This window comes from uncultured Adlercreutzia sp., from assembly GCA_910585575.1.
GTDB lineage: Bacteria > Actinomycetota > Coriobacteriia > Coriobacteriales > Eggerthellaceae > Adlercreutzia.
In genome coordinates this window covers 35,530-60,021 of record CAJUFS010000009.1, presented here as the reverse complement: position 1 = coordinate 60,021, position 24,492 = coordinate 35,530, and the positions used below count along the sequence as shown (strand labels likewise).

21 protein-coding genes are annotated in these 24,492 nt (G+C 63.1%); 6 read left to right on the top strand and 15 right to left on the bottom strand.

The genetic code is table 11. From position 1 onward, the window contains the following. The 4 genes from metG to nifS form a co-directional block, all read right to left on the bottom strand. Positions 1–1,307 (bottom strand): methionine--tRNA ligase (gene metG / locus QZ307_RS02085; RefSeq protein ID WP_295995095.1); only part of this gene is annotated, 1,307 nt, incomplete at its 3' end. A 105-nt stretch (positions 1,308–1,412) separates the two neighbouring features. Next, entirely contained in the window at positions 1,413–4,064 is a 2,652-nt protein-coding gene (locus tag QZ307_RS02080) for a hybrid sensor histidine kinase/response regulator (protein ID WP_295995092.1), read from the bottom strand. A gap of 84 nt (positions 4,065–4,148) precedes the next feature. Beyond that, positions 4,149–4,607 (bottom strand): Fe-S cluster assembly scaffold protein NifU, encoded by a 459-nt coding sequence (nifU, locus tag QZ307_RS02075; protein ID WP_295995102.1) that lies wholly within the window; start codon positions 4,605–4,607, stop codon positions 4,149–4,151. Positions 4,608–4,681: 74 nt separating this feature from the next. After that, positions 4,682–5,908: a cysteine desulfurase NifS gene (nifS, locus tag QZ307_RS02070; RefSeq protein WP_295995089.1), complete on the bottom strand. Its 1,227-nt coding sequence runs from the start codon at positions 5,906–5,908 to the stop codon at positions 4,682–4,684. A 200-nt stretch (positions 5,909–6,108) separates the two neighbouring features. On the opposite strand from nifS, the gene QZ307_RS02065 reads away from it, so the two are divergent. The 3 genes from QZ307_RS02065 to QZ307_RS02055 all read left to right on the top strand — a co-directional run bounded on the left by QZ307_RS02065 (position 6,109) and on the right by QZ307_RS02055 (position 7,348). Further along, positions 6,109–6,507 (top strand): Rrf2 family transcriptional regulator, encoded by a 399-nt coding sequence (locus QZ307_RS02065; protein WP_295995087.1) that lies wholly within the window; start codon positions 6,109–6,111, stop codon positions 6,505–6,507. An 84-nt stretch (positions 6,508–6,591) separates the two neighbouring features. Beyond that, positions 6,592–6,906 (top strand): hypothetical protein, encoded by a 315-nt coding sequence (locus QZ307_RS02060; RefSeq protein ID WP_295995086.1) that lies wholly within the window; start codon positions 6,592–6,594, stop codon positions 6,904–6,906. Further along, the gene (locus QZ307_RS02055; protein ID WP_295995084.1) at positions 6,890–7,348 is read left to right on the top strand and encodes a PIN domain-containing protein; all 459 of its coding nucleotides are present in this window, start codon (positions 6,890–6,892) and stop codon (positions 7,346–7,348) included. The genes QZ307_RS02060 and QZ307_RS02055 overlap by 17 nt, the downstream gene beginning before the upstream one ends. Here the strand turns inward: QZ307_RS02055 and QZ307_RS02050 are convergent, their stop codons facing one another. Beyond that, the gene (locus QZ307_RS02050; protein ID WP_366143055.1) at positions 7,349–7,738 is read right to left on the bottom strand and encodes a cupin domain-containing protein; all 390 of its coding nucleotides are present in this window, start codon (positions 7,736–7,738) and stop codon (positions 7,349–7,351) included. A 246-nt stretch (positions 7,739–7,984) separates the two neighbouring features. On the opposite strand from QZ307_RS02050, the gene QZ307_RS02045 reads away from it, so the two are divergent. Further along, entirely contained in the window at positions 7,985–9,451 is a 1,467-nt protein-coding gene (locus QZ307_RS02045) for an MATE family efflux transporter (RefSeq protein ID WP_295995080.1), read from the top strand. On the opposite strand, the gene QZ307_RS02040 is transcribed toward QZ307_RS02045, so the two are convergent. From QZ307_RS02040 to QZ307_RS02020, 5 genes are all read right to left on the bottom strand, one after another. Then, a complete protein-coding gene (locus QZ307_RS02040; protein ID WP_295995078.1) occupies positions 9,448–10,332 on the bottom strand; it encodes a LysR family transcriptional regulator in 885 nt (294 codons plus the stop codon). The genes QZ307_RS02045 and QZ307_RS02040 overlap by 4 nt on opposite strands. 8 nt (positions 10,333–10,340) lie before the next feature. Further along, positions 10,341–11,204 (bottom strand): MBL fold metallo-hydrolase, encoded by an 864-nt coding sequence (locus tag QZ307_RS02035; protein ID WP_295995076.1) that lies wholly within the window; start codon positions 11,202–11,204, stop codon positions 10,341–10,343. A 126-nt stretch (positions 11,205–11,330) separates the two neighbouring features. Beyond that, positions 11,331–11,867 (bottom strand): SprT family zinc-dependent metalloprotease, encoded by a 537-nt coding sequence (locus QZ307_RS02030; protein WP_295995074.1) that lies wholly within the window; start codon positions 11,865–11,867, stop codon positions 11,331–11,333. Between the two features lie 39 nt (positions 11,868–11,906). After that, complete coding sequence (rsmI, locus tag QZ307_RS02025; protein WP_295995072.1) at positions 11,907–12,782, bottom strand: 16S rRNA (cytidine(1402)-2'-O)-methyltransferase; 876 nt, start codon at positions 12,780–12,782, stop codon at positions 11,907–11,909. A gap of 246 nt (positions 12,783–13,028) precedes the next feature. Next, positions 13,029–13,238: a hypothetical protein gene (locus tag QZ307_RS02020; RefSeq protein WP_295995070.1), complete on the bottom strand. Its 210-nt coding sequence runs from the start codon at positions 13,236–13,238 to the stop codon at positions 13,029–13,031. 42 nt (positions 13,239–13,280) lie between these two features. Here QZ307_RS02020 and QZ307_RS02015 point away from each other — a divergent pair, with 42 nt between their 5' ends. Further along, positions 13,281–14,666, top strand: coding sequence for a BspA family leucine-rich repeat surface protein (locus QZ307_RS02015; protein WP_295995068.1), 1,386 nt, complete (start codon positions 13,281–13,283; stop codon positions 14,664–14,666). 398 nt (positions 14,667–15,064) lie between these two features. On the opposite strand, the gene QZ307_RS02010 is transcribed toward QZ307_RS02015, so the two are convergent. From QZ307_RS02010 to QZ307_RS01995, 4 genes are all read right to left on the bottom strand, one after another. Then, positions 15,065–19,888: a 2-hydroxyacyl-CoA dehydratase gene (locus QZ307_RS02010; protein WP_295995055.1), complete on the bottom strand. Its 4,824-nt coding sequence runs from the start codon at positions 19,886–19,888 to the stop codon at positions 15,065–15,067. Between the two features lie 24 nt (positions 19,889–19,912). Next, positions 19,913–20,449 (bottom strand): TetR/AcrR family transcriptional regulator C-terminal domain-containing protein, encoded by a 537-nt coding sequence (locus QZ307_RS02005; protein WP_295995099.1) that lies wholly within the window; start codon positions 20,447–20,449, stop codon positions 19,913–19,915. Positions 20,450–20,741: 292 nt separating this feature from the next. Next, a complete protein-coding gene (locus QZ307_RS02000) occupies positions 20,742–22,214 on the bottom strand; it encodes a HAMP domain-containing sensor histidine kinase (protein WP_295995052.1) in 1,473 nt (490 codons plus the stop codon). Continuing rightward, positions 22,208–22,891 (bottom strand): response regulator transcription factor, encoded by a 684-nt coding sequence (locus QZ307_RS01995; protein WP_295995049.1) that lies wholly within the window; start codon positions 22,889–22,891, stop codon positions 22,208–22,210. Before QZ307_RS01995 ends, QZ307_RS02000 begins: the two co-directional genes overlap by 7 nt. A 192-nt stretch (positions 22,892–23,083) precedes the next feature. Between QZ307_RS01995 and QZ307_RS01990 the strand changes: the two genes are divergently transcribed. Continuing rightward, the gene (locus QZ307_RS01990; protein WP_295995046.1) at positions 23,084–23,872 is read left to right on the top strand and encodes a hypothetical protein; all 789 of its coding nucleotides are present in this window, start codon (positions 23,084–23,086) and stop codon (positions 23,870–23,872) included. Here the strand turns inward: QZ307_RS01990 and QZ307_RS01985 are convergent. Then, positions 23,869–24,477, bottom strand: a complete 609-nt coding sequence (locus tag QZ307_RS01985; protein WP_295995043.1) for a carbonic anhydrase — start codon at positions 24,475–24,477, stop codon at positions 23,869–23,871. The genes QZ307_RS01990 and QZ307_RS01985 overlap by 4 nt on opposite strands. Positions 24,478–24,492 lie beyond the last annotated feature (15 nt).

Here is a 24,492-nt window from a genome sequence, read left to right as displayed (position 1 = left end):
GCCCACGGCGCGCTCTCCTCCACATACAGGTTCACGCGGCTGGCCAGCTTCTGCACCGCCGCGGCGGCACCGGTAAAGTCCACCTGGGCCATGCAGCCGTCGTATTCCGCGTACAGCTCGTCGGCAATCTCGCGCAGCGGGTTCTCCTCCGCGCCAGCCGGGGCCTCGGGCACGCGGCCCTCGAAGTACTTCGTGGTCATGTTCGTGACGCGCGACACCAGGTTGCCCCAGGTGTTGGCCAGATCGGCGTTGTACACCTGCACCATGCGCTCCATGGAGATGGCGCCGTCGTGGCCGAACTGCACGTCGCTCATGAAGTAGTAGCGGTAGGCGTCCACGCCGAAGACCTTCACCAAATCGGCCGGCATAAGGCCGTTGCCCTTGGACTTCGACATCTTCTCGCCCTTGGTGAGCAAAAAGCCGTGGCCGAACACCGTGTGGGCCACGGGCATGCCGGCGGCCATGAGCATGGCCGGCCAGATGACGCAGTGGAAGCGCGTGATGTCCTTGCCCACGAAGTGGTACTGGATGGGCCAGCGGCGCTCGAACTCGTCGCCACGCTCGATTTGGTCGTAGCCCATGCCGGTGAAGTAGGCCAGAAGCGCGTCGGCCCACACGTAGCACACGTGACCCTCGTCGAAGGGCAGCGGGATGCCCCAGTCGAAGGACGAGCGCGAGATGGACAGGTCCTGCAGGCCGCCCTTCACAAAGGAAACGATCTCGTTCTTGCGGCTTTCGGGGCGAATGAAATCGGGATGGGCCTCGTAGAACTCCAGCAGACGATCCTGGAACTCGGAAAGCTTGAAGAACCAGTTCTCCTCGCCGGCGGCGCGGCGCACCGGGCGCTTGCAGTCAGGGCAGACGAACTCGCCTTCCTCGTTCTTCTCCAGATCGCTTTCGGCGTAGTAGGTTTCCTCATGCACGCAGTACCAGCCCTCGTAGGCGCCCTTGTACAGCCAGCCGGCGTCGTAGAGCCCCTGCCAGAAATCCTGCACCGTACGGGTCTGGCGCTCCTCGGTGGTGCGCACGAAGTCGGTGTAGTCGATGTCGAGCAGCTCCCAGGCCTCTTTGAAAGCCGGGGCCAGCGAGTCGCACCAGGCCTGCGGGGTCATGCCGTTCTTCTCGGCCGTCTCGGCAATTTTCTGGCCATGCTCGTCGGTGCCGGTGACCAGCGCCACGTCGTAGCCGTTCATGCGCTCGTAGCGGCAGATGGTGTCGGCCGCCACCGTGGTGTAGGCCGTGCCCAGGTGCGGGGCCGCGTTGATGTAATAGATGGGGGTGGTGACGCTAAAAGTTCCCTTGGACATAACCGGGGTGTCTCCTATCCGGAAGCGCATCAGCCGATGACACTGCGGCTTCCCGTCAGTAATACATGGAGGCTATCTTAACACCGATGGGGCCGTTCTGCGGCCTTAGGAACCCAGGACTTCGCCGAGCGTAGCGGCCAAACCTTTGATACTGATGGGCTTGGAGAGATGATCGTTGGCGCCGGCGCGCTTGGACTCCTGGACGTCTTCGGTAAAGGCGTTGGCCGAAAGCACCACAATGGGCAGCGCCGCGGCATCGGAGCGCCCCAAAGCGCGAATACGACGCGTGGCTTCCAAGCCGTCCATGACCGGCATCTGGATGTCCATGAGCACCACATCGTAATGGGAGGGCCCGTGCACCTCCACGGCGACCAGGGCCTCTTGGCCGTTCACGGCCGTTTCCACCTCCATGCCCATGGACTCCAGCATAGCCTGGGCAATTTCGCTGTTCAGCTCGTTGTCCTCCACCAAAAGCACGCGACGGCCGACAAACGAGGGGCCAGCCTCGGCGTCCTGCTTGCCCGCGGAAGACTCCGGGGGCCCGGCGGCTCCTGCGACCTTGAGCCCTTCTCCGTCGCCCGCGGCGCCACCCTGATCGCAGGCAACCGCAGCATCCTCGACGACCACAGCGTCCACGGGCGCGTGCCGCAACTCGAGATGCACGGTGAAGGTGGTGCCGCAATGAGGCTTGCTATCCACGGTAATGGTGCCGCCCATGAGCGAGACGATATTCATGACGATGGACAGGCCCAGGCCCGTTCCCTCCACGTGCTCGGTGCGCGAATCGTGCTCTCGCGTAAAGGGCTCGAACACGTGCTCCACGAATTCCGGCGCCATACCGCAGCCCGTATCGGAGAAGACGAACTCGTAGTCGCTGCAGTCCTCCATGCGGGAGGGCCGCTCGGTCAGGCGCACGGCCACGGTGCCGCCCGGGGGCGTGAACTTCACCGCATTGCCCAGCATGTTGATAAACACCTGCTGCAGGCGCAAACCGTCGCCCAGGATAACGGGATGGCGCACGTCAACCATGGAAAGTTCCAGCTGCAGGGACGACTCAAGGCAGCGCTGGGCGAACACCGTCTCCATCTCCTGCATGAGCTCGGCCAGGTCCACCTCGGCCGACGTCAGCACCAAGCGCCCGTTCTCGATCATCGATAGGTCGAGCACCTCGTTGATGAGGCTCAGCAGGTGGTTGCTGGACAGAGTGATCTTGCCCAGGCAGTCGTCCACTTTCTCCCAGTTGCCCTCGTTCATGCGCGCCAGCTCGGTCATGCCGATGATGGCGTTCATGGGCGTGCGAATGTCGTGGCTCATACGCGAGAGGAAGTCGCTCTTCGCATTGTTGGCGGCAATGGCGGCGCGGTAGGAGTCCTCCATGGCCTGCTGCATCTGCTTCTCGCGCTTCTTGAGCGCCGTCACGTCCTGGGTAATGTACACCAAGCGCTCGGGGTTGCCGTCGCTGTCGCGGGCCACGCAGATGAAGTTGAAGTCCTCCCACTTCAGCACCCCGTCGCGATCAACCTGGAACTCAAAGCGCACGTTGTCTTCGCCGGCCCGCATACGTGAGAGCAAGCGGTCCCGATCGAGCAGATCGGCCGCCTCAGCCCGGGCCTCGTCCCCCACCACCATGGACACAATGCGATCGCGCATGACCTCATAGGGGCCTTCCGTCGGCGTAGTGCCAGCAGGGTCTATCGGGCCGGTAACGTAGCGGAAGTGATCGAGGGGAATGTTCACCAAGGCCGTGCGCTCCGCCAGCTTGTCCAAGGCCGCCTCTACGTCGGCGCGATCGCGCATTTCCCGGGTGAAGAAACGATGCTTGCGGTTGCTGTAAATCACAATGCCCACAATGACGCCCACGAACACGATAACGATAACCACCAGCGCCCGCCAGCCGCCAGCATTGGCCGCGTCGATCATATTGGCCGTGGCCACCTCGGGGAAGGTTTCCACCACCATCCAGTCGGTAGCGGGCACGCGGGCCACGCATACCGAGCGAATACCCTGATCAGTCGTGTAGGAGAACGAGGCGTCCTTCTGACTCTCGAAGGCGTCGATAAGCTCGTGGGCCGCCTCCTCGCCCTGCCCGTGAGTAGCGTAGGCCTCTTCGAGCAAGTTGTCTCCCGCGCGGGCGCCATCGGAAGAGGCAATGATCTCGCCAGAAGGCAGCACTAAGTGCACGCTGGACTCATAGCCGAAAAAGGAGCTGGCCAACAGGTCGGTCATACGACTCTCGTGGTAATGAGCCAAAAGCAGCCCGATAACCGGGCCATCCACGCCGCGCCGCACGGGAGCATAGAAGCACACCAGATTCTCGTGGGTAAGGCGCGAGTCGAACACCGTCTCGATGCCCGACCGCCCCTCCATAGCTTTGGCGAAGTAAGGACGGTCGGCCACATTGACGTTGTTCCCATCCACCGCCAGCAAATCGCCCTGGGCGTCGACGAACTCCACCGTGTCGAAAGGAGCCAGCGTGCCGACGATGCCGAGCCATTCGCCATCCTCGATGACGTTGGTAACCTGAGATGATTCCGAGGCCAGGGCCGCCACCGTCTCAATGTCCATCTGGGCGTTTTGCAGATAGGTGGAAACCAGCTTGGCCGTTTGCTGAGTGGCATCGGCAATGTACTGGTCCGTCTGGGAGACGATGCGGTTGGACGTTTGCTGCATGAAGGTGGCAAACGTGGCCACCACGGCCACAAACACCAGCACAAAAGCGGCTATCGAAAGCCAATATTTCTTTCCCTCAGAATCCACGCAGCCTTCTCCCCATCATGTCACAGCTGCTAAACATGATAGAGGAAAGCATAATTGCGAAAGATGGCAAGTTGGAAACAGCTGCTACTCGTCGTCCTCGCCCGGAATGTCGTGGTGATGGTCATGCTCGGAGATGTCGCTGACCGGCTTCTCCAGGCCTTCGATGACCAGATTGTTCTTCTCGGCGTAGTCCCACAAGGCCGCATGGATGGCCTCCTCGGCCAAAAGCGAGCAGTGCACCTTTACCGGCGGCAGCCCATCGAGGGCCTCCATGACGGCCTTGTTGGTCACTTCGAGGGCCTCCTGGACGGTCTTGCCCTTCACCAGCACCGTAGCCATGGAGCTGGTGGCGATGGCGGCACCGCACCCGAAGGTCTTGAATTTGGCGTCCCGGATGACGTTGTTCTCGTCGATGTCCAGGTAGACACGCATGATATCGCCGCACACCGCGTTGCCTACGGTGCCGCAGCCGCTGGCGTTCTCAATTTCGCCCACGTTGCGCGGGTTGGAGAAGTGGTCCATAACCTTCTCGGAATAGTTCATAGCCATAGGAAGTATCTCCTTCTCGTTGGTTTCTCATTGGCGACGGACCCCTTGCAGGGCCGCATCGGGAATTGCTAGTTGGCGTAGGGGAAGCCGTTGGCCTTCATGGTGGCGATGACCGATTCCACCTTGCCCTGCTGGAAGTCCTCGTAGAGCGGGCTCATCATGCGCAGGTTCTCCAGCGTGGTCTTCAGGGAGTCCACGGCGAAGTTCACGTCCTCCTGAGTGGTGTCGCGCCCAATGGTCATGCGCAGCGAGCCGTGGGCAATTTCATGGGGCAGCCCGATGGCCAGCAGCACATGGCTGGGATCCAGGGAGCCGGACGTGCAGGCCGAGCCGGACGACACGCAAATGCCGCGGGCAGCCAGCTGTAGCAGCATGCCCTCGCCCTCGATGAACTCGAAGGAGAAATTCACGTTATTGGCCAGACGGCTCTCCCAGGAGCCGTTGAGCTTCGCCGAGGGAATTTCCGCCAGAATGCGCTTGATGGCGTGGTCGCGCAGAGCCAGCTGGCGATCATGCTCGGGAGCCAGATCGGCCATGGCCAGCTCGGCCGCCTTCGCAAAGCCCACGATGCCGGGCACGTTCTCGGTGGAGCCGCGCTTGCCGCGCTCCTGCTGGCCGCCGTCGATCAGGTTCTGCAGCTTCACGCCCTTGCGCACGTAGAGCAGACCCACACCCTTGGGGCCGTAGATCTTGTGCGAGGAGGCGGACAGCATGTCGATGCCCATGTCGTCCACGTCGATGGGCTCGTGGCCGAAGGCCTGCACGGCGTCGGTATGGAAGGTCACGCCGGCCTCGTGAGCCGCAGCCGCCAGCTCGGCGATGGGCTCGATGACGCCGATCTCGTTGTTGGCGAACATGATGGACGCCAAAATGGTATCAGGGCGCAGGGCCGCCTTGAAGTCTTCGACGGACACCAGGCCGTGCTCGTCGACGGGCAGGTAGGTAACCTCGAAGCCCTCGCGCTCGAGCGCCTCGCAGGTGTGCAGCACCGCGTGATGCTCGATGGCGCTGGTGATAATATGCTTGCCCTTGGCGGCGTTGGCGCGGGCAAAGCCCTTGAGGGCCCAGTTGTCGGACTCGGTGCCGCCGCTGGTGAAGAAAATCTCGCGCGGTTTGGCGCCAATGACGCCGGCCAGGGTTTCGCGGGCCTCGGCCACGGCATCGGAGGCCTCCTGGCCCAGAGGATAGATGGACGAGGGGTTGCCGAACTCCTCGGTGAAGAACGGCATCATGGCCTCGACCACTTCCGGGCGCACCGGCGTGGTAGAGGCGTGATCAAGGTAAATTTGCTTCATGGGGCTTTGCTCTGCTTTCCAATCCTAATGACGCTGCTCCGTGCGGCCATCACCTTGGGCGGTTTCGACCGGTTCCTCGAGGGGCTTCGTCTTTGTCTAGTAGTTTGCTAGACTTTAATATAGAGGGGTTGCGCAAATTGTCAAGAAACAGATAGGATTGTCCTCGTCATCTGCGAACAATCTTCGGAAAGCGAGCATCGGTGAAGATTTCGACAAAAACTCGTTACGGCATGCGCTTCATGATCGACCTGGCCCAAAACGAGGGCGCGGGCTGCGTAGCGCTGAAGGATGTGGCCGAACGCCAGGGTATTTCCAAGAAGTACCTCGAGCAAGTGGTGGCCCCTCTCGTCGCCGCCGAGCTGCTGACCGTCACCCGGGGCAACCAGGGCGGCTACCGGCTGGCCCGCCCCGCTTCCGAAATTTCCCTGGCCGATGTGGTGGCCGCCTCCGAGGACGGCCTTGACTTGCTGGACTGCATGGGCGCCCTTTCCGCCTGCGAGCGCGCCGAGGACTGCCCCAGCCGCCGCGTATGGGGCGGCCTGCAAAACGCCATGCAGGATTTCCTCGAGGGACAGACCTTGGCCGATATCGCAAGATAAAGAAAAGGCACCGAAGCGCCCCGGGACGTCTCTTGTTTGTTAGACAGTATTACAGTACACTGAGCGCAACAGGAAGGAGCGCTCATGGATGCGATTGTTTCGGCGCGCGTCCCCGTCGCCGTAAAGGAACGAGGGAATGCCGCCCTCAAGGAACTGGGGGCCACGCCCTCCCAGCTCATCAATGCAGCTTACGAGTTCGTACTTGCAGAACGGCAGCTGCCGAAAGCGCATAAGCCATTGCGCGCTGCCAGCCAACATGACCGAGCTCTCACCCCTCAGCAAGTCGAGAAGATCCGTTCGTCACTCACGGCCATGTATGTCGGTCCTGCCACCACCGAGCGCCCGTTCAAAGAGCAGCTCGCCGAAGCGAGGGATGAGCGCTATGCGCATTTTGCTTGATACCAACGTGCTCATCGATCTCTATACGCAGCGGCCACCCGATGGCGATATCGCCCAAAAACTCCTCATCATGAAGGAGTTCGGCGATGCTGAGCTGTGGGTTTCAGCCAAATCGTTCACCGACGTATTCTATGTCCTCCGTAAAACCTATAACAGCGAGTTCATTCAGAACGCCTTCGACGAGAGCTATCAATGGCTCGAAATTTGCTCGGTTGATGCCTCTGACATCCATCTGGCTAGCAGCCGCAAATGGGACGATTTCGAAGACTGCCTTATCGACATCTGCGCCGAAAAGATCAAGGCTGACTACCTGCTCACGCGCAACGAAAGCGGTTTCATTAACGCGCATGTCCAAGCAGTCAGCCCTGCCGACTTTTTCAACTACCTTCAGGAAGAATATGGCCTCGTCTACGACTTCGTCGATTTTCCCGCTGAGGACTAGCTATCGCAACTGGCCATACTGCTCGTCGGTGACGGGCTCGAGCCATTCGTTGGTGCAGTTCTCGCCCGGCACGCTGAAGGCCAGGTGGGCGAACCAGCTGTCGGGGGCCGCGCCGTGCCAGTGCTTCACCCCTACGGGGATGTTCACCACATCGCCCGGCTTCATCTCGATGGCTTCCTCGCCCCAGGCCTGGTAGTAGCCGCGACCTCCCACGCAAATGAGCATCTGGCCGCCGCCCTGGTCCGCATGATGGATGTGCCAGTTGTTACGGCAGCCCGGCTCGAAGGTGACGTTAGAGGTGGGCACCTGCTGGGCCGTCAGCGGCGCCAACCAGCTGCGGCCGCTGAAGTACTGGGCGTAGGCATCATTAGGCGCGCCCAACGGGAACATAAGAGTAGCGGCGAAAGCCTCGGCATCGGCGTCGATATTAGCGCCGAGCGCGTCGCGCGCCGCTGTCTGTTTAATCATGGGGATACTCCTGACTTTCTAAGGGTAGTTTTGCTGCAACCTATGCTACTGCTGAGCCTGTTTCAGGTGAAATGCCTATGACTCATGACCATCTATGCATCAATTGCATGATTAGCCATAAATCATTAGCATTTGCTATCGATTAGCCCCATCCTGCATGATGGGGTCATGAACAAGACCCGCCGACATAACACCTTCCGCCACCCGCGTCCCCGCCGCGTGCTCTTCACGGCGCGCGACCTGTTCGCGCTCATGGCCCCATTGGCCGTCGAGCAGGCACTCGTGATGCTCGTGAGTGTGGTTGACGTGGCCATGATCTCCAACGTGTCGGAGGCGGCCGTGTCGGCGGTGTCCCTGGTGGACATGCTCACCTACTTCTTCATCGTGCTGTTCGCCGCGCTTTCCGCCGGCGGTGCCGTGGTGGTGTCGCAGTACCTGGGCGCGCGGCAGAGCACCGAGGCCTCGCAAGCCGCAGGGCAGCTGGTAGGATTGTCCGCTCTTTTCGGCCTCGCCATTATGAGCGTCATGTTGGCGGCCGAGAGCCCCGTTCTGGACCTCCTGTTCGGCAGTGCGGAAGCGAACGTGACGGAGGCAGCGTGGCTGTACCTTTTGTTCGTAGTGCTCAGCCTGCCTTTTCTGTCGGTCTACGACGGCGTGGCTGCTATCTTCCGTTCCATGAACAAGACCTCGGTCACCATGTATGTGTCTCTGGCCGCCAACGCCGTGAACGTCATCGGCAACGCCGTGGGCGTCTTCGTACTGCAGGCGGGCATCCTGGGCGTGGCCGTGCCCACCCTGCTCGCGCGCGTTTTCTCCGCCGTTGTCATCTTGGTACTCGTGCGACGTCCGAGCCTCGCTGTGACGGTGCGCCTACGCGACGCGTTGCGCCTGAAGGCCGCCATGGTGCGCCGCATCCTTACCATTGCCGTGCCGGGAGCCATCGAGAACGGCACCTTCGCCTTTGGCAAGGTGGTCGTGGTGGCTATCGTGGCCCTGTTCGGCACCACACAGATGGCTGCCAACGGCGTGGCGGATTCCATCGAGAAGCTGGCCGTGCTGGTGGTTACCGCGAACAACTTGGCCGTTATAACTGTGTGCGGTCAGTACGTGGGCGCGGACGACCATGACGGTACCCGTTACGGCGTGCGCCAAGTGATGACGGTCTCGTTCGTTGCCACGGCCGTGCTGGGCCTGGGAGAAATCGCCCTGCTGCCCGCATTGCGGCCGCTCTTCGCCGTGACCGACGCCACGTGGTCGGTGGCCTGCGTGCTCATTGTGGCCCACAATCTTATGGCCATCGCCCTTCACCCGGCGTCGTTCAACCTGGCCAATGCCCTGCGCGCCGCCGGCGATGTGACCTTCACCATGGTGGTGGGCATCGCCTCGCTCATCGTCTGCCGTCTGGGTACCGCCTATCTGGTAGGCGTGGTGGCCGGCTGGGGCATTTACGGCGTGTGGCTGGGCATGGGCGCCGATTGGCTTGCCCGCACCATCGCTTTCGGGCTGCGCTGGCGGTCAGGCGCCTGGGAAGGTCGGGCCGTCATCGGGGACGAACGAGAATCAACTGCGCGCTGCCACCGATCAAACAGGGAGCTGCCAACGGAAGACGCTGACAGCTGCGCCGCGCAAGGTTAGCTCCTGCGCAGCCGCTCGGTAGCGAACTCCACAAACGCTTGAACGGCAGCAGTATGCCGAATGCCGCGCTTCCAGGCCAGCACGGTAGAGCTCTCAAGCGCAGGCTCAAGCGGCACCACGGCAAAGCGTCGAGGATCCCAATGGGCTACGCTGGCCTCCACGCACAGCAGCACCGCATGGCCGCCCTCCACCAGCGGCGCCGCGCTTCCGCCCAGATTCACGCTAAAGCGCGACGTCGCTTTCTCCAATGACCCTCCCAGCCAGTTTCCCAGAATGCTTTTCACGCCCGCACGGTAGGGCAAGCTGAGCACACGACCCTCTAGGTCGGCCGGACGCACCGACGCGTGCGTGGCCAGCGGGTCGTCTGGCGCGACGGCCGCCACCCAGCGCTCGGGAATGTCGATGGGCACATACTCATAGCGAGCCACGTCCACAGGCTCCAGCAGCAGGCCGAAATCGAGCAATCCGCGATCCAGCCGTCCCGTCACCTGGTCAGCAATGCCGGTGAACAGCTCGAACGTAACCAGCGGATGCTCTTCGGCGAAGGCCGCGGCCAAATCCACAATGAGGCCGGTGCTGGCCAGCTCTCCCGAACCGATGGATATGTGCCCGTCCAGCTCGGCGCCGTGCCCGGCAAGCTCTTCTTCCGTCAGCGATACAAGGCTCACAATTTCCACCGCGCGGCGCTGCAGCAACAACCCCTCATCTGTCAACTCCATGCGCTTCTTACCACGATGGAACAGCTCGCAGCCCAGTTCGGTTTCCAGGGCCACCAGCTGGCGCGAGAGAGCCGGCTGGGTGATGTGCAGCAATTCGGCAGCGCGGGTGATAGAACCCTCTTCGGCAATAGCCAAAAACGACTGAAGCAAGCGAATTTCCATAGCACTCCCTAGCTAATGCTGACCAGGCGGCTTTGATAGGCCACCGACACTTCTGTGGCGAAGCGGCGCGTGCCGTTCTCGTCGGCGAGAGCGGCCTCGAACGTCTCGCGCGGGAGACGATAGGTGTTGTTCTCTTGAGACACGTGCATGGCTACGGCATGGCGCAGTCCGTCGTGAGCCAAGCGCGCCAGAGCCTCGCGGGACTGATCGTTGGACAGGTGCCCGACGTTCGAGGCGATGCGCTGCTTGATGACGTAAGGATACGGGCCCGTCTCCAGCATGCGGCTATCGTGGTTGCACTCGAGCGCCAGCAGGCTCACGCCGCCCAGCGCCTCCCACGCCTCGTCAGTCACCGTGCCCGTGTCGGTCATAAAGCCGAGGGAGTCGAGCGGCTCGCCAAACGCCGCACCCTCCTCGGCCGCAGCACAGGGCTCCACGGCTTTTTCGTCGAAGCGAAACCCGAAGGACTCTGCCGCATCGTGGGAGGTGCAGAAGGGGCGCACCGTCAATCCTGCCACGGAGAGCACGTCACCGCCGACGAAGTGCGCCACCGGCGCCCCCACGCTTTCCGCCGCCTCGCGCACGGGACGGGAGGCGGCGTACACCGCACGACTCGCGAGCACCTCGGGGACGCACCCCGCCTTCGCGAGCCCTCGCAGCACCACGCCGAGCCCCTTGGTGTGGTCGCTGTGATCGTGGGTGATAAATACCGCGCGCAGCCTAGCCGCGTCGAAACCGGCCTCCCCCGCGCGCTCGAAGAAATCGCGCTTGCAAATGCCGCAGTCAACGAGCACGCCCTCCCCGGTACGCCCGTTCTCCACAATGGCTGCGTTTCCGCCGCTCCCGCTCGCCAGCACATGCAGCTTGATCACTCGTACGCTCCTTCTCTCGACTCCCTCCATCTTACGCGAGTCGCCTACGCTGAACGACAGCCGTCACTGCGTTTTGGCAAACCTCCATGGATGACCGCAGGCGCCCTCCCTCACGCCCTCGCGGCCTCACCGCAGCTTCGCGCGGCGTTCTTTCCAGTCAGGCATAAAGTGGGTCATGAGCGCTTGGAAACGCGGACCATGGCCGCGTTCCAGTAGGTGGCACAGCTCGTGCACCACCACGTATTCCAGACATTCGGGCGGATATAGCGCAAGACGCACGTTGATGCAGATGCGCCCCGTGGCTGGCTGGCAGCTACCCCAGCGGCTCGTCATGTTGCGATAGGCAATCTTACCTGCCTTCACGCCCATGATGGGCTCCCAGACCTCGATGAGTGGCGGCACACAGGCCGACACCACGGCCTTCCACTGCGCAACTTCCTCGGGACTTGCCGCGGCCGCCTCCCCGCGCGGGGAGGCGGCAATGGCCCGCTGCTGCCGCTCGATCCAGGCGCGCTTCTCGCGCACGAACGCGCGGATAGTGGCCAGGGGCAAACGCCGCGGCGCCGAAACCTCAATACGGCCATCAGGCGGCTTTACCCGCAAATGCATGTTCTTGATGCTCTTGCGCGTCAGCCAAATTTCCAAATCGTCAATGAAAACCAACTCGGCCGGCGATGCGCTTTTTCTTGCCGAGGCCATAGCTTAGACGCCTCGCGCCTTCTGCGCCCCCATGGCCAACTCGTAGGCGTCGTTGCGCGGAATGCCAAACTCGGCGGTCAGGCGCTTGGCAATCTCTTTCGTGCGCAGACCTTCTCCCGCCAACTCGGCCGCGCGCCCCTCAGCGCCAGCCGTGGCGTCTGCGGCGGCAACTGCAGCCTCCTCGGCATTGGGCCCATCGATGACCAGCGCAATCTCACCGCGAATGCCACCGGGCTCTTCGGCGCGCGCTGCAAACACCTCCGCCAGTTCGGCTGCTGTCCCCCGCGCCACTTCCTCATGCAGCTTCGTCAGCTCGCGACACACGGCTATCTGACGCAGTGGCAATACCTCGGCAATCGTCGACAGCGCGGTTACCAGTCGATTCGGGCTCTCGTAGAACACAAGCGCCGCATCGAGGCCGTGCAGCGCCTCTAGCACTGCACGCTGCTCCCCCGCCTTGCGCGGGAAGAAACCGCCGAAGTAGAAGCGCGGGTTCACGGTGCCCGAAGCCACATAGGCTGTTGCCGCCGCCGACGCACCGGGCAGTACCTCCACAGGCACACCAGCCTCACGCGCCTCGGCCACCAGGCGCAAGCCCGGATCGGACACGCCGGGCATGCCGGCATCGGAGCAGTAGGCCACCACCTCACCGGCACCCATGCGCTCGATGATCCCGGCGGCGCGGGAGCCCATCAGAGCCTCGTCAAGCCGCTCGAGACGCTTCTCAATGCCGAAGTGCGCCAGCAGCTTGCCTGTCACCCGCGTATCCTCCGCGCACACCACATCGGCGTCGCGCAGCGCATCGAGCGAGCGCAGCGTCATATCCCCCAGGTTGCCAATGGGGGTAGGAACAATGATGAGTTTTCCCGAAGCGGTCATGGCTGCCATTCTAGCACGACAGCTAGCGGCCCTTCCCTCGCCCCCTTATTCGGGCTTTTTCGAAAGATGACAAGTACGTAACGGCGCGAAGCGGGGCGCGTTTCGAGGCTTCCGCAGAAAGCCTCTCTCTATAATGATGACTTGCAAGGTAAGTGACTTCCTGTCAAAACCCTGACATTGAACCGTCCCCAAGGCTCCGAGCCCTCGCAAGCAACATCGGAAGAAGGCAGTCATCTGATGAGCGCGTCATCCGTCAAAGAACCCCTCCCCTTCGTGCGAGCAGCCCTTGCTGCGCTGCTCCTTGCCGTGTGCCTGACAGCTCTTTCCTTCGTCGGTATCCAGCAGGCTTGGGCGACGGAAGATCCCGCGAACCGTGCGGCAGCCCCAGCTGAAGCCCAGCCGTGCGCCGCCGTTTACGAAAACGCTGACGGCAGCGGCTGTACGCTCGTCTTCCAAGCTAGTGCAACGCCGCAAGCATCCGCCGATCTGGGCCCGCTGATGCAGACCGTTTCCCTGGGCAGCACGTTCACTGCCCAGCCCACCTACGCCGGGCTTCCCCTGACCGCCGTCTTCGCCGAAGCAGGCACCATCTGCCCGCAGGTAACCAAGCTCTCCTTCGCAAACTGTGAGCACCTTGCCTCGGTAGATCTCACCGAACTGAGCCTGCCAGCTCTCACCGACGCAAACCGCCTGTTCGCCGACTGCCACGAGCTCTCTTCGCTCAATTTCGGCAGCCTTGACACCGCCCGCGTGACCACCATGGCAGAGATGTTCGCCAACTGTTGGGCGCTCAAGACCCTCGACCTGTCGGGGCTCGACACGGCAAACGTCACCGACATGAGCCGCATGTTCTCGCACTGCGGGGTAACGGACCTCGACCTTTCGGGCTTCGACACGGCGAAGGTCACCACCATGGCCCGCATGTTCGAGGTATGCGTCTACCTGGAGTCTCTCAACCTAGCGGGACTAAATACCTCGCACGTTACCGACATGAGCTACCTGTTCGCCGGCTGCCTGGAGCTGCCGACGCTGGACGTTTCCCGTCTGGACACTTCCAGCGCCCGCACCCTGGAGGCCATGTTCGCCAGCTGCCTGAAGCTGAAAAAGCTCGATGTCAGCGGCTTCGATACCGCGCAGGTTACCTCCATGGCGCAGATGTTCTCCGGCTGCACCAGCCTGGAAATGCTCGACCTCAGTGGGTTCGCCATGACGAAGGCGACAAATACCGAGGACATGTTTCACTGCTGCGACGCCCTGACGGTCATCGGCATGCCCCCAGCGAACCAGCCGGCCACCGACAAGACCCCGTCGGCAGAAAAGCCCGCGCCAACGCCGGCACCTTCCGTCACCACGCCGACCGCCGCCTCGTCGAAGCCGGCGCCCACGACGCAGACTTCTTCCTCCGCCAGCAAGCCGGTCGCCGCAACCGCCAAGCCTAGTGTCAGCAAACCAGGCGCTGAGAAGCCGAGCGCGACTACAAAGCTCGTTGCGGCCATCGAGCCCTCTACCGTAAAGTCCACCACCAAAACCAGCGGCTCTCCTGCGAAAAAGCAGGCAGTCGCCTCGAAAGCAACCGCCCCCAAGAGCGTGGCCATCACCAAGGTCGGCAAGGCTAAGCGCGGCTTCACCGTTTCCTGGAAGAAGCCCGCAAAAGCAGCGCGCGCCCAAATCAGCGGCTACCAAATTCGCTGGTCGACTAAATCAACCATGAAGGGCGCGAAGAAGCTGATAGTCAAAGGCGCTGGCAAAACCTCTGCAAAAGTCAGCAAGCTCAAGGGCGGCACCAAGTATTACGTGCAGGTGCGCACCTACCGCATCATCGACGGCAAACGCATCTACTCCAACTGGTCAAAAGCAAAGCCCGTAACCACCAAACGAAAGTAACGCAACATCGCCACGTAGCGCGGGCGGAGACCACGATTCCGGTCGCCGCCCGCGCGGATAAGTAGATTATTCATGACCGCCAAATGCGACAAGTCAGATGGCTGGCTATCTCAGTTGGCTGTCTCAGCACGGCGAGGTTCCAACATCGTGCAGTTTGGTTCCCTGCGGCGTGGCAAAACCAGCCGTTCTGGTTCCCTGTCGTTGAGAAACCCCAGATCAGCATCTTTCTCAAAAACGAGGCTGGGTACCAAACTGGCCCATTCTGGAACTTGCATCTTCACGCGGAATGAGACAAGTCAGACGGTTGGCTGGCCCATTGGCTGCCTCATTCAAGCCGACCCGTCCTGGAACTTGCGCCTCCCCCGCGCACACGGAGGGAGGCGCAAGTTCTTCCCCCGCTAGTTGCCCACCTCTTCGGCTACCTCGATCTCTACGTCGATGGCCCCGGCGCAGGTGGTGCACACGGCTGCGGCCTCGGCGGCTTCGGCCAGGGTGGCACCGTCGCGGGCGGCATCGCGGGCGGCGCGGGCCTCGGCTTCCTTTTCGGCCAGGTTCGCCTTGGCCACGGCAATCATCAGCTTGATACGATTCAGCTGGTTCACCTCGGAGGCACCAGGGTCGTAGTCCACGGCCACGATGTTGCTCTCGGGATAGCGACGACGCAGCTCCTTGATGGTGGCCTTGCCCACCACGTGGTTTGGCAGGCAGGCGAAGGGCTGGGTGCACACCACGTTCGGACAGCCGGAGCGGATAAGCTCCACCATCTCGGCCGTTAGCAGCCAGCCCTCGCCCATGGAGTTGCACAGCGACAGAATCTCGCTAGCGTAGTCAGCCAGCTCGTAGATGTCCGCCGGCGGATGGAAGCGCGTGGACTTCTCCAGGGCGTCGGTCACCGGCTTGCGCAGCTTCTTGATGGCCGCCAGGCCGATGCGGCTGCCCAGGGCGCTCTTCGCCGACTTGCCAATGGGGCGCTGGAAGATGCCACCGGCAATGCCGAACAGGAAGAACTCGATGAGTCCGGGCACCACGGCCTCGCAACCCTCGCACTCGATAACGTCCACAATCTGGTTGTTGGCCGTGGGATGGAACTTCACGAGGATCTCGCCTACCACGCCCACGCGCGGCTTCGTGCCCTCGCCCTGCAGGGGCAGCGTGTCGAAGTCCTCCACAATGCGGTTCACCGTGCGCTTGAACTCCGACTGCTTCACACCGCGCATGAGCTGCGCTTTGCACTCGGCCATCCAGTAGTCGAACAGGCGCTGGGCACTGCCGGGCTCCACCTCGTAGGGGCGCGTGCGGTACAGGCACATCATCAGTAAGTCGCCGTACTGCAGCGCGTAAATGGCCTGGTAGAGCATCTTCGGCGTTACCTTGAAGCCGGGGTTTTCCTCGCCCAGGTCCTTGAACGAGATGGCGATAACGGGAATGTGCCCCAGGCCCACCGACTTCAGCGCCTTGCGGATGAGCGAGATGTAGTTGGTGGCACGGCAGCCGCCGCCGGTCTGCGTGATGAGTACGGCCAGCTTGTCGGTGTCGTACTTGCCCGACATGACCGCTTCCATAATTTGGCCCGTCACCAGGATGGACGGATAGCAGATGTCGTTGTTCACGTACTTCAGGCCCGCGTCCACCGCACCGTGATCCACGGAAGGCAGGAGCACCGCGTTGTAGCCGTTGCGCTTGAAGATGGGCACCAGCAGCTCGAAGTGATAAGGCGCCATCTGCGGAGCCAGAATGGTCCAGCCCTCGTCGCGCATCTGCTCGGTGAACTGCACGCGCTCGAACTCGGTGGACTCGCCGTCGCGCTGCTTCACCTCGGCCGCGGCCACCACGCCGTCGGCCTTCTCGGTGAACGACTGCGGCACCAGCTTGTCCATGTTCGACAGATCGATGCAGGCAGCCGGGCAGCCCACGCGCTCGGCAGCCTCGTCGGCCGCCGCCTCGGCCTCGCGGTCGGCCTGATCTTTCAAGGCGGCCAGCAGGCTGCGCACGCGAATGCGGGCGGCGCCCAAGTTCGACACCTCGTCGATCTTCAGCACGGTGTACACCTTGCCCGCGGCCTCCAGCACCTCCTGCACCTGGTCGGTGGTAAGGGCGTCCAAGCCGCAGCCGAAGGAGTTCAGCTGAATGAGATCGAGGTCCTTGCGCTGGGTGACCACCTTGGCGGCCGCGTACAGGCGCGTGTGGTACATCCACTGATCCACCACGCGAATGGGGCGCTCCAGCTGACCCAGATGGGCCACCGAGTCCTCGGTGAGCACCGCCAGGCCGAAGCTGGTCAGAAGCTCGGGAATGGCATGGTTGATCTCCGGGTCCTGATGGTAGGGACGACCCGCCAGCACAATGCCGCGCGTGCCCGTCTCCTCCATCCAGGCCAGGGTTTCCACGCCCTTGGTGCGAATATCGCGCTTGAAGGCCTCGTCCTCATCCCAGGCGGCGTCCACCGCAGCGTCCACCTCGGCCTGGGTGAGCTTGGCCCCCTTAGCGCCCACGGCATCCTTGAAGTTCTCGGCCAGCTCCACATAGAGGCGCTTCTTCAGCTTCTCCTTGTTGTCGTAGGGCAGCCACGGGCTGACGAAGGCCACGGGCGATTCCTGCAGCTCGTCGATGTTCAGGCGCAGCGCCTCCGGATAGCTGGCCACAATGGGGCAGTTGAAGTGGTTGCCCGCGGTCTCGTCCTCCTGGCGCTCCCACTTGGAGCAGGGCATCCAGATGAAGTCCGGCCCCTTCTCCAGCAGGTTCATGATGTGGCCGTGGGACAGCTTCGCCGGATAGCACACGCTCTCCGAGGGCATGGACTCGATGCCGGCCTCGTAGGTCTTCTTGGTAGACGGATCGGACAACTCCACGCGGTAGCCTAGCTTCGTGAAGAAGGTGAACCAGAACGGATAGTTCTCGTACATGTTCAGGGCGCGGGGAATGCCCACGGTGCCACGGGGCGCATCCTCGGGGGCCAGCGGCTCGTAGCCGAAGGTGCGCTCGGCCTTGTACTCGAAGAGGTTCGGCACCGCCGAGGCGGAAGCCGCCGTGCCCAGGCTCTCGCCCTTTTCGCAGCGGTTGCCCGTGATGAAGCGGCGGTGCTTGCCCGTCACCTCGTCCTTGCCGAAGTCGTTCACCGTCAGCAGGCAGGCGTTCGAGCAGCCCTTGCAGCGCACGGTGCGGTGGCTGGGCTCCAGAGCCTGAATGGCCTCAAGGGACAACAGCGTGCTGCCGGGCACCTTCGGCCCCACGTCGGGCGACAGCGGCTGCTCGGAGAAGCGCCGCACGGCGTCCTCGTAGCGATCGCGGGCCAGCAGAGCCGCACCGAAGGCGCCCATGTTGCCGGCAATGTCGGGGCGCACGGCGTTGACCTCGGACAGCTGCTCGAAGGCGCGCAGCACGGCATCGTTCAGGAAGGTGCCGCCCTGCACGATAACCTGCGTGCCCACATCATGGGGGTCGCGAATCTTGATAACCTTGAACAGGGCGTTCTTGATGACGGAAATGGCCAGGCCCGCGGCAATATCGCCCACCGTGGCGCCTTCCTTCTGAGCCTGTTTCACGCGGGAGTTCATGAACACGGTACAGCGGCTGCCCAAATCCACCGGGTTCTCGGCGGAAATAGCCGTCTTCGCAAACTCGGCCACGTCCAGGTTAAGACCGCTGGCGAAGGACTCAATGAAGCTGCCGCAACCCGAGGAGCAGGCCTCGTTCAGCATGATGTGATCGATGACGCCGTCCTTCACGCGCAGGCACTTCATGTCCTGGCCGCCGATGTCCAAGATGAACTCCACGCCGGGCAGCATCTCCTGGGCGCCGCGCAGGTGCGCCACGGTCTCAATCTCGCCGGAATCCACGCGCAGGGCCTCCAGCAGCAGGCCTTCGCCGTAGCCCGTCACCGTGGCATGGCCGATGGTCACCAAAGGCTCGCCGGTTTCCGGATCGCGGGGCAGCACGCCGTAGAGCTCCGCCACGGCGGCCTTGGCGCAACCCAGCACGTCGCCCTTGTTGGACGCGTAGGTGGACCAGAGCAGCGCGCCATCCTCGCCAATGAGAGCCGCCTTGAAGGTGGTGGAGCCGGCATCGATACCCAGGAAGGCCACGCCACGGTACTCCTCCAAGCTGGCGCGGCGCACGCGCTCGGCGTCGTGGCGGTTGTTGAACTCGGCCAACTCCGCGTCGTCGGCGAACAGCGGGGCCAGGCGCACTACTTCGGAGCCCTGCATGTCGCCCAGGCCCTCCAGGCGCGTGAGCACCTCGGCCAAAGGCTCCGGCTTCGCCCCTTCGGCCACGCCGGCAATGGCGCAGCCGGCGGCCACAAACAGGTGGGCGTTCTCGGGCACGATAATGGCCTCGTCGGTCAGATCGAGCGTCTCGTAGAAGCGCTTGCGCAGCTCGGGCAGGTACTGGAGCGGACCGCCCAGGAAGGCCACGTTGCCGCGGATGGGACGCCCGCAGGCCAGGCCCGAGATGGTCTGGGTAACTACGGATTGGAAAATGGAGGCGGCAATGTCCTCCTTGCGCGCGCCCTCGTTCAGCAGCGGCTGCACGTCGGTCTTCGCGAACACGCCGCAGCGGCTGGCAATGGGATAGATGGTAGTGTGGTCAGCCGCCAGCTCGTTCAGGCCTCCAGCGTCGGTGTTCAGCAGCGCCGCCATTTGGTCGATGAAAGCGCCCGTGCCGCCGGCGCAGGTGCCGTTCATGCGCTGCTCGATGCCGTTGTCGAAGTAGATGATCTTCGCGTCCTCGCCGCCCAGCTCGATGGCCACATCGGTGGCGGGAATGAACGTCTCCACGGCGGTCTTGGAGGCAATGACCTCCTGCACGAAGGCAACGCCGAGCCACTGGGACAGCAGAAGGCCGCCCGAGCCGGTAATGGCAATGGTCATGGTTTCGCTGGGATAGGCCTCGGCCGCCTCGCGCAGCACCTCCACAATGGTGGCGCGCACGTCGGCATGGTGACGGCGGTAAACAGCCCACAAAATGTCGTGGTCGTTGTTGAGCACCGCCAGCTTCACCGTGGTAGAGCCCACATCAATGCCGATGTGATAGGAACACGCAGCCGCGGCGGCGCGGGCCTGAGCTGCTGCCTCGGCAGTGTTCGCCTGGTTTTCCGCCACCGTGGCTACACGCGGGGCGCAGGAAGCACAGCCCCCCTTGAGCGCGGCCTGCTCCTCGGCGGAAAGCTCGCCGCGCTTCACGGAAGCCTCGGTGATGACTTCGGTGTACTTGTTCTTCTTCATAGAATGGTTCCTCGTTTTCTTGAACTACAGCTCGATGGACTCGCCGGGTTTGATAAAGAACAGGCGCATGGCAATGTTGGCCATGACCTCAGATGATTCCGGAGTGCCGCGCTCAATCCAGCAGGCGATGATGCCCAGATAGGCCGCGGCGTAGAAGGCCACGTAGTACTCGACAAAGGCCGTGGGGTTCTGGCGGTACTTCTCGTGCAGGATGTTCTGCACCAGGTTCTCGCACACCGCCTCGCGCAGGCGCGGGCCGAAGCGAGCATCGCCCCCCGGGCCCAGCACCGCGTGGAGGAAGTCGCTCTGCTCGCGCAGGTAGTCGAAAAGCTCCACCAGCAGCGGCAGCGGGCGCTTGGCCACCCGATAGGCCAGCATGTCGGCCAAGGTGATATCGTGCATGCGTCCTTGGAGCAGCCCGATGTCGGCCATGACCTCGTCCTCGAGCATGGCCAGCAAGTGCTCTTTGTCGTTGAAGTGGTTGTAGAAGGTGCCCCGGTTCAAATCGGCCCGCTCGCACAGGTCGTTCACCGTGATGGCGTCGAACCCACGCTCTTCCATAAGGGCGATGAGGGCACCGCGCAGCGCGCGCTTCGAGCGCGTGATGCGCCGGTCTTCGCAGCCAGGGGCGGCGGCTTTCGCCGACTCCGGCCGTGCGGGGGAAAGCGTTGCGGCTCCGGCCAAGCTCTCTCCTTCTCAACAGGGTGAACCCGCCGTAGCGAATTCAACAGCGTGAACGTTAATGAACAGTATGTTCAATTACGGCATTGTACGCAGTTCAGCCCCTTTGCGCAATGGCCGAGGAGGCGCCCTTAAAAGGAAATCCGCAAATTTCGATAGATTGAATCGCACGCTAGCGCGCTTCAGGGAGACGGGCGGTGAACACGGTTCCCGCGGCATCGCTCTCCACGCCCAAGCTGCCGCCGGCCTCTTCTACCACGGTGTGCGCGATGGCGAGTCCCAAGCCATGCCCCTCGCGCGAGGTGCGGGCCGCATCGCCGCGGTAGAAGCGATCGAACACCTTGGGCAACGCTTCGGGGGCGATGGGAGTTCCCGTGTTGAACACGCGCAAGCAAACCCGCGACGCCTCGTTAGCCCCGGATGACTCTTCCCGCTCAAGGCTCACGCGAACTTCCCCGCCCTCGTTGGCGTATTTGCAGGCATTGTCGAGCAGAATGGTCATAAGGCGCTTGGCCTTAGCGGGAGCCTGGGCAACGATGCAATGCTCTTCGATGGCGTCTTCCAGCACCAACGAGCGCTCGTAGGCCACTGACTCGAACTGGAGCAACTCGTGCAGGGCAATGCGCGACAGGTCGGCCACGCTTTCCGAGGCCGCGAGGGCATCGGGAGCTTCGGATACGTCGGAAGCCGAGGGCCTCGACACCGTCGCCGATCCGTCAGCCTCGGGCACCGCAGCTCCATCGCCCGCCTCGGCCGATGGAGCTTCCGAAAACGGGACCTCCTCCGCAGCCATCGCCTCGGCCGAAGCCGCCTTCGCCTTTGCCGCAGTGAGCTGCTCGTCGCTATCGGGTGCCATCGTGAGCAGCATATCCTCCACCAGGGTTTGCATGCCCCGGGCCTCGGCCTGGGTGCTGCGAATCCATTTGGCTCGCTCGGCCTCTTCCATGGACGGCTCCTCGAGCAGGATGGCGCTGTTGGCCAGGATCACCGTGAGCGGGGTTTTCAGGTCGTGGGCCGCATCGCCGACAAACTGACGCTGCTGGCGCCACGCCCGTTCAACGGGCCGCAACGCCCAGCGAGAGAACAGCAGGGCCACCCCGAAGAACACCACCAGCGTGGCCACTTCCACCAGGCCCAACATGAACACCAAGCGCTTCCAATCGGGCAGAAACGCCGCTTCGGTAAAGGCTACGTAGGTGGTGCCGGCAATCACCTTCTCCTGGTAGCACAGCTCGTACTCGTCGATAATGCCCGAGGCGTTCTCTCCCGGATGCAGCAGCGAGGCAGCTCGCTCCAGCGCCGCGTCGCCCACGCGCACGCGGGGGTGCGATACCAGGGAAAAGCCGTCGTCGGTGAAGCGATAGACGGCCAGCGGCTGGCTTCGGTCGGTATCCCGATCGTTCCAGTGCCGCCCGATTTCGCCATCCCACTCCTCTTCGTCCTCGTCGTCGAAATCGTCGTCGACGTCGCCCAACCAACTCACCTGAAGCGCCACCGCCTGCAGAGCGCCGTCAAGCGAGGAATCCAACTCGCCCACGTTCTGCTGCCAATTGATAACGCAGATGGAGGCGAACACCGCCGTCAGGATAACGGTAACCGCGGCCATAATGATGGCGATGAATTTGATGCGCAGCTTCTTTAGCATGGCGCATCCTTGCGGGGAACGAGCTTGTAGCCCACGTTGCGCATCACTTTGATCTCCTGGGACGAGCCGAGGAACTTGAGCTTCTTGCGCAGCATGGAGATGTAGGCCTCGACGCTGTTGCCCTCCACGGGCTCGCCTTCCCATACCTGCTCGGCAATTTGCGCCTTTGTAATGACCTGGCCGGCGTGGACCATGAAGAGGCGTGCCAGCAGAAACTCCTTGTTGATAAGCTGGAACTCCTCCCCACCGCAGCGAAGCGTGCGCGTGGTTTCATCAAGCTCCAAATCGCCCGCGCGCACCAGCGACGCCGGAGCCGGGGCCACCCGCCGCGTCAGAGCGCGCACCCGGGCTACCAGCTCGCCCGTATCGAAGGGCTTTGTCATATACAGATCGGCCCCGCCGTCCAGGCCGGCAATTTTGTCGGGCACTTCGCCGCGGGCCGTAAGCATGAGCACCGGGGTGCTCACCTGGCGGCGACGCAACGCGGCCACGGCGCTGACCCCGTCCATCAGAGGCAGCATAACGTCGAAGATGATCACGTCGTAGGAGCCCAACGTGGCATACTCGAGGCCCGTGGCCCCGTCATGCACCACATCGGTGGTGTAACCCTCGCGCTCAAGCACGTGGGCCACCGCTCGGGCCACTCCCCGATCATCCTCCACTATCAGAGCACGCACCCTGTCTCCTTCGTCCCTGCGTCCGCCTTTGTCGACATTTTGCAAAGCGAACCTGAAACCAGTCTTAAAATCGCGGACATTTCAGTCTCATTTCAGATTCGACTCCTATTCTACGGCCATCGACCGACGCGGCCCCCGTTGGATGCCGTCGGTAAGAAAACAGTTTGCAAGTCTCGAAGAAAAGGAACATCCATGAGCGAGCAGAATCATAACGAGCAGAACAACCAGATCATCCCCGCCAACGACGCCGAGAAGGCTATCGAGGCCGTCGAGGTAACCGCCGAGGCCGCGAGCCCCGCGACGGATGCAGCCGCCACGGCCCCCGTCGTCGAGAGCGTCGAGGCCACGGCCACGATGCCCGCCGCCGAGTCGGTGACTGCCGAGATCCCCGTGGATCCCACGGCCGCCATGCCGACCGTTGAGGCCACCGTCGAGGCCGTCGAGACCGCTGAAATGCCGCAAGAAGACACGGCCACGGACAGCAAGGACACCGCCGCGTTCACCGCGAACGCCAAGAACGGCAAGCATGCCGCCGCTCCCTGGTACGAGAAGATCACCCGCAGCGTAGGTGCCACCGTGGGCGTGGCCGTCGGCGCGCTGGTGGTTGTGGGCCTGACCGCCGGCCTGTCCGCCTTTGCCGGCGCCCAGGCGGGTTCCTTCGACTTCGATCACGACCGTCCCGCCAAGCAGGAGCGCGTGATGCCGGGCTATGGCCAGAGCGACCGCGATGATAGCTACAGCTACAACTTCGATCGCGACGATGATGACTACGGCTACGGCCGGGGCCAGGACGGCTCCGATCGCGGCAGCAACGGCAATTCCGGCCGCGGCGGCAACGCCTACGGTTACGGCTGGGGCAGCAGCTACGGTGCCGCCACCGATCTGAGCGAGGGCTGCGACAACGCCGGATGCCCGGGCTGCTCCGGCTTCGACCAGGACCTGCAGCGCGCTATCCCCTCGGGCTTCGAGGCCATCGCCTAAGCAAGGAAATCCACCACGCCGCAGTGGGTGTGGTACACCGCACTGCCCACCATGAGTCCCTCCTCGGCCTCAAGCCGTGCAATTTCCGGCGACTGACGCAACGCCGCCACGGACGCCTGGGCGTTCAGCACGCTGGCCTCGTAGGGATCATGAACATCGCCCAAGGCCGCCACAATGCGGTCGGTAATGGCCGCTACGGGGCCGCCCTCGCCATCGAGGGCGGCCTTTATGGCGCCACAGTGCGTATGACCCAGCACCAGCAGAAGCCGCGTGTGCAAATGCTCGCAGGCGTACACCGCACTGGCCAGCTCCGTCGGCCCCACCACGTTGCCCGCCACGCGGATGACGAAGAGCTCCCCGAGCCCCGCCATGAAGATATGCTCGGGCACCACCCGGGAATCGGCACACGTGATAACGCAGGCGAAGGGTCGCTGTCCCTTCTCGAACAGCTCCTGAATGCGCGCCGGCGAAAGATCGCGCTCGTGATCCAGAGCCTCCACGTAAATGCGATTGCCCTCTTCCAGACGTCGCAGCGCCTCGGCCGCCGGCACATGGGCGTCAACATCGTAGTCGTCAGCCGTATAGGTCATCTCGGGTAAGCTCACCGGCACTCCTCTCGC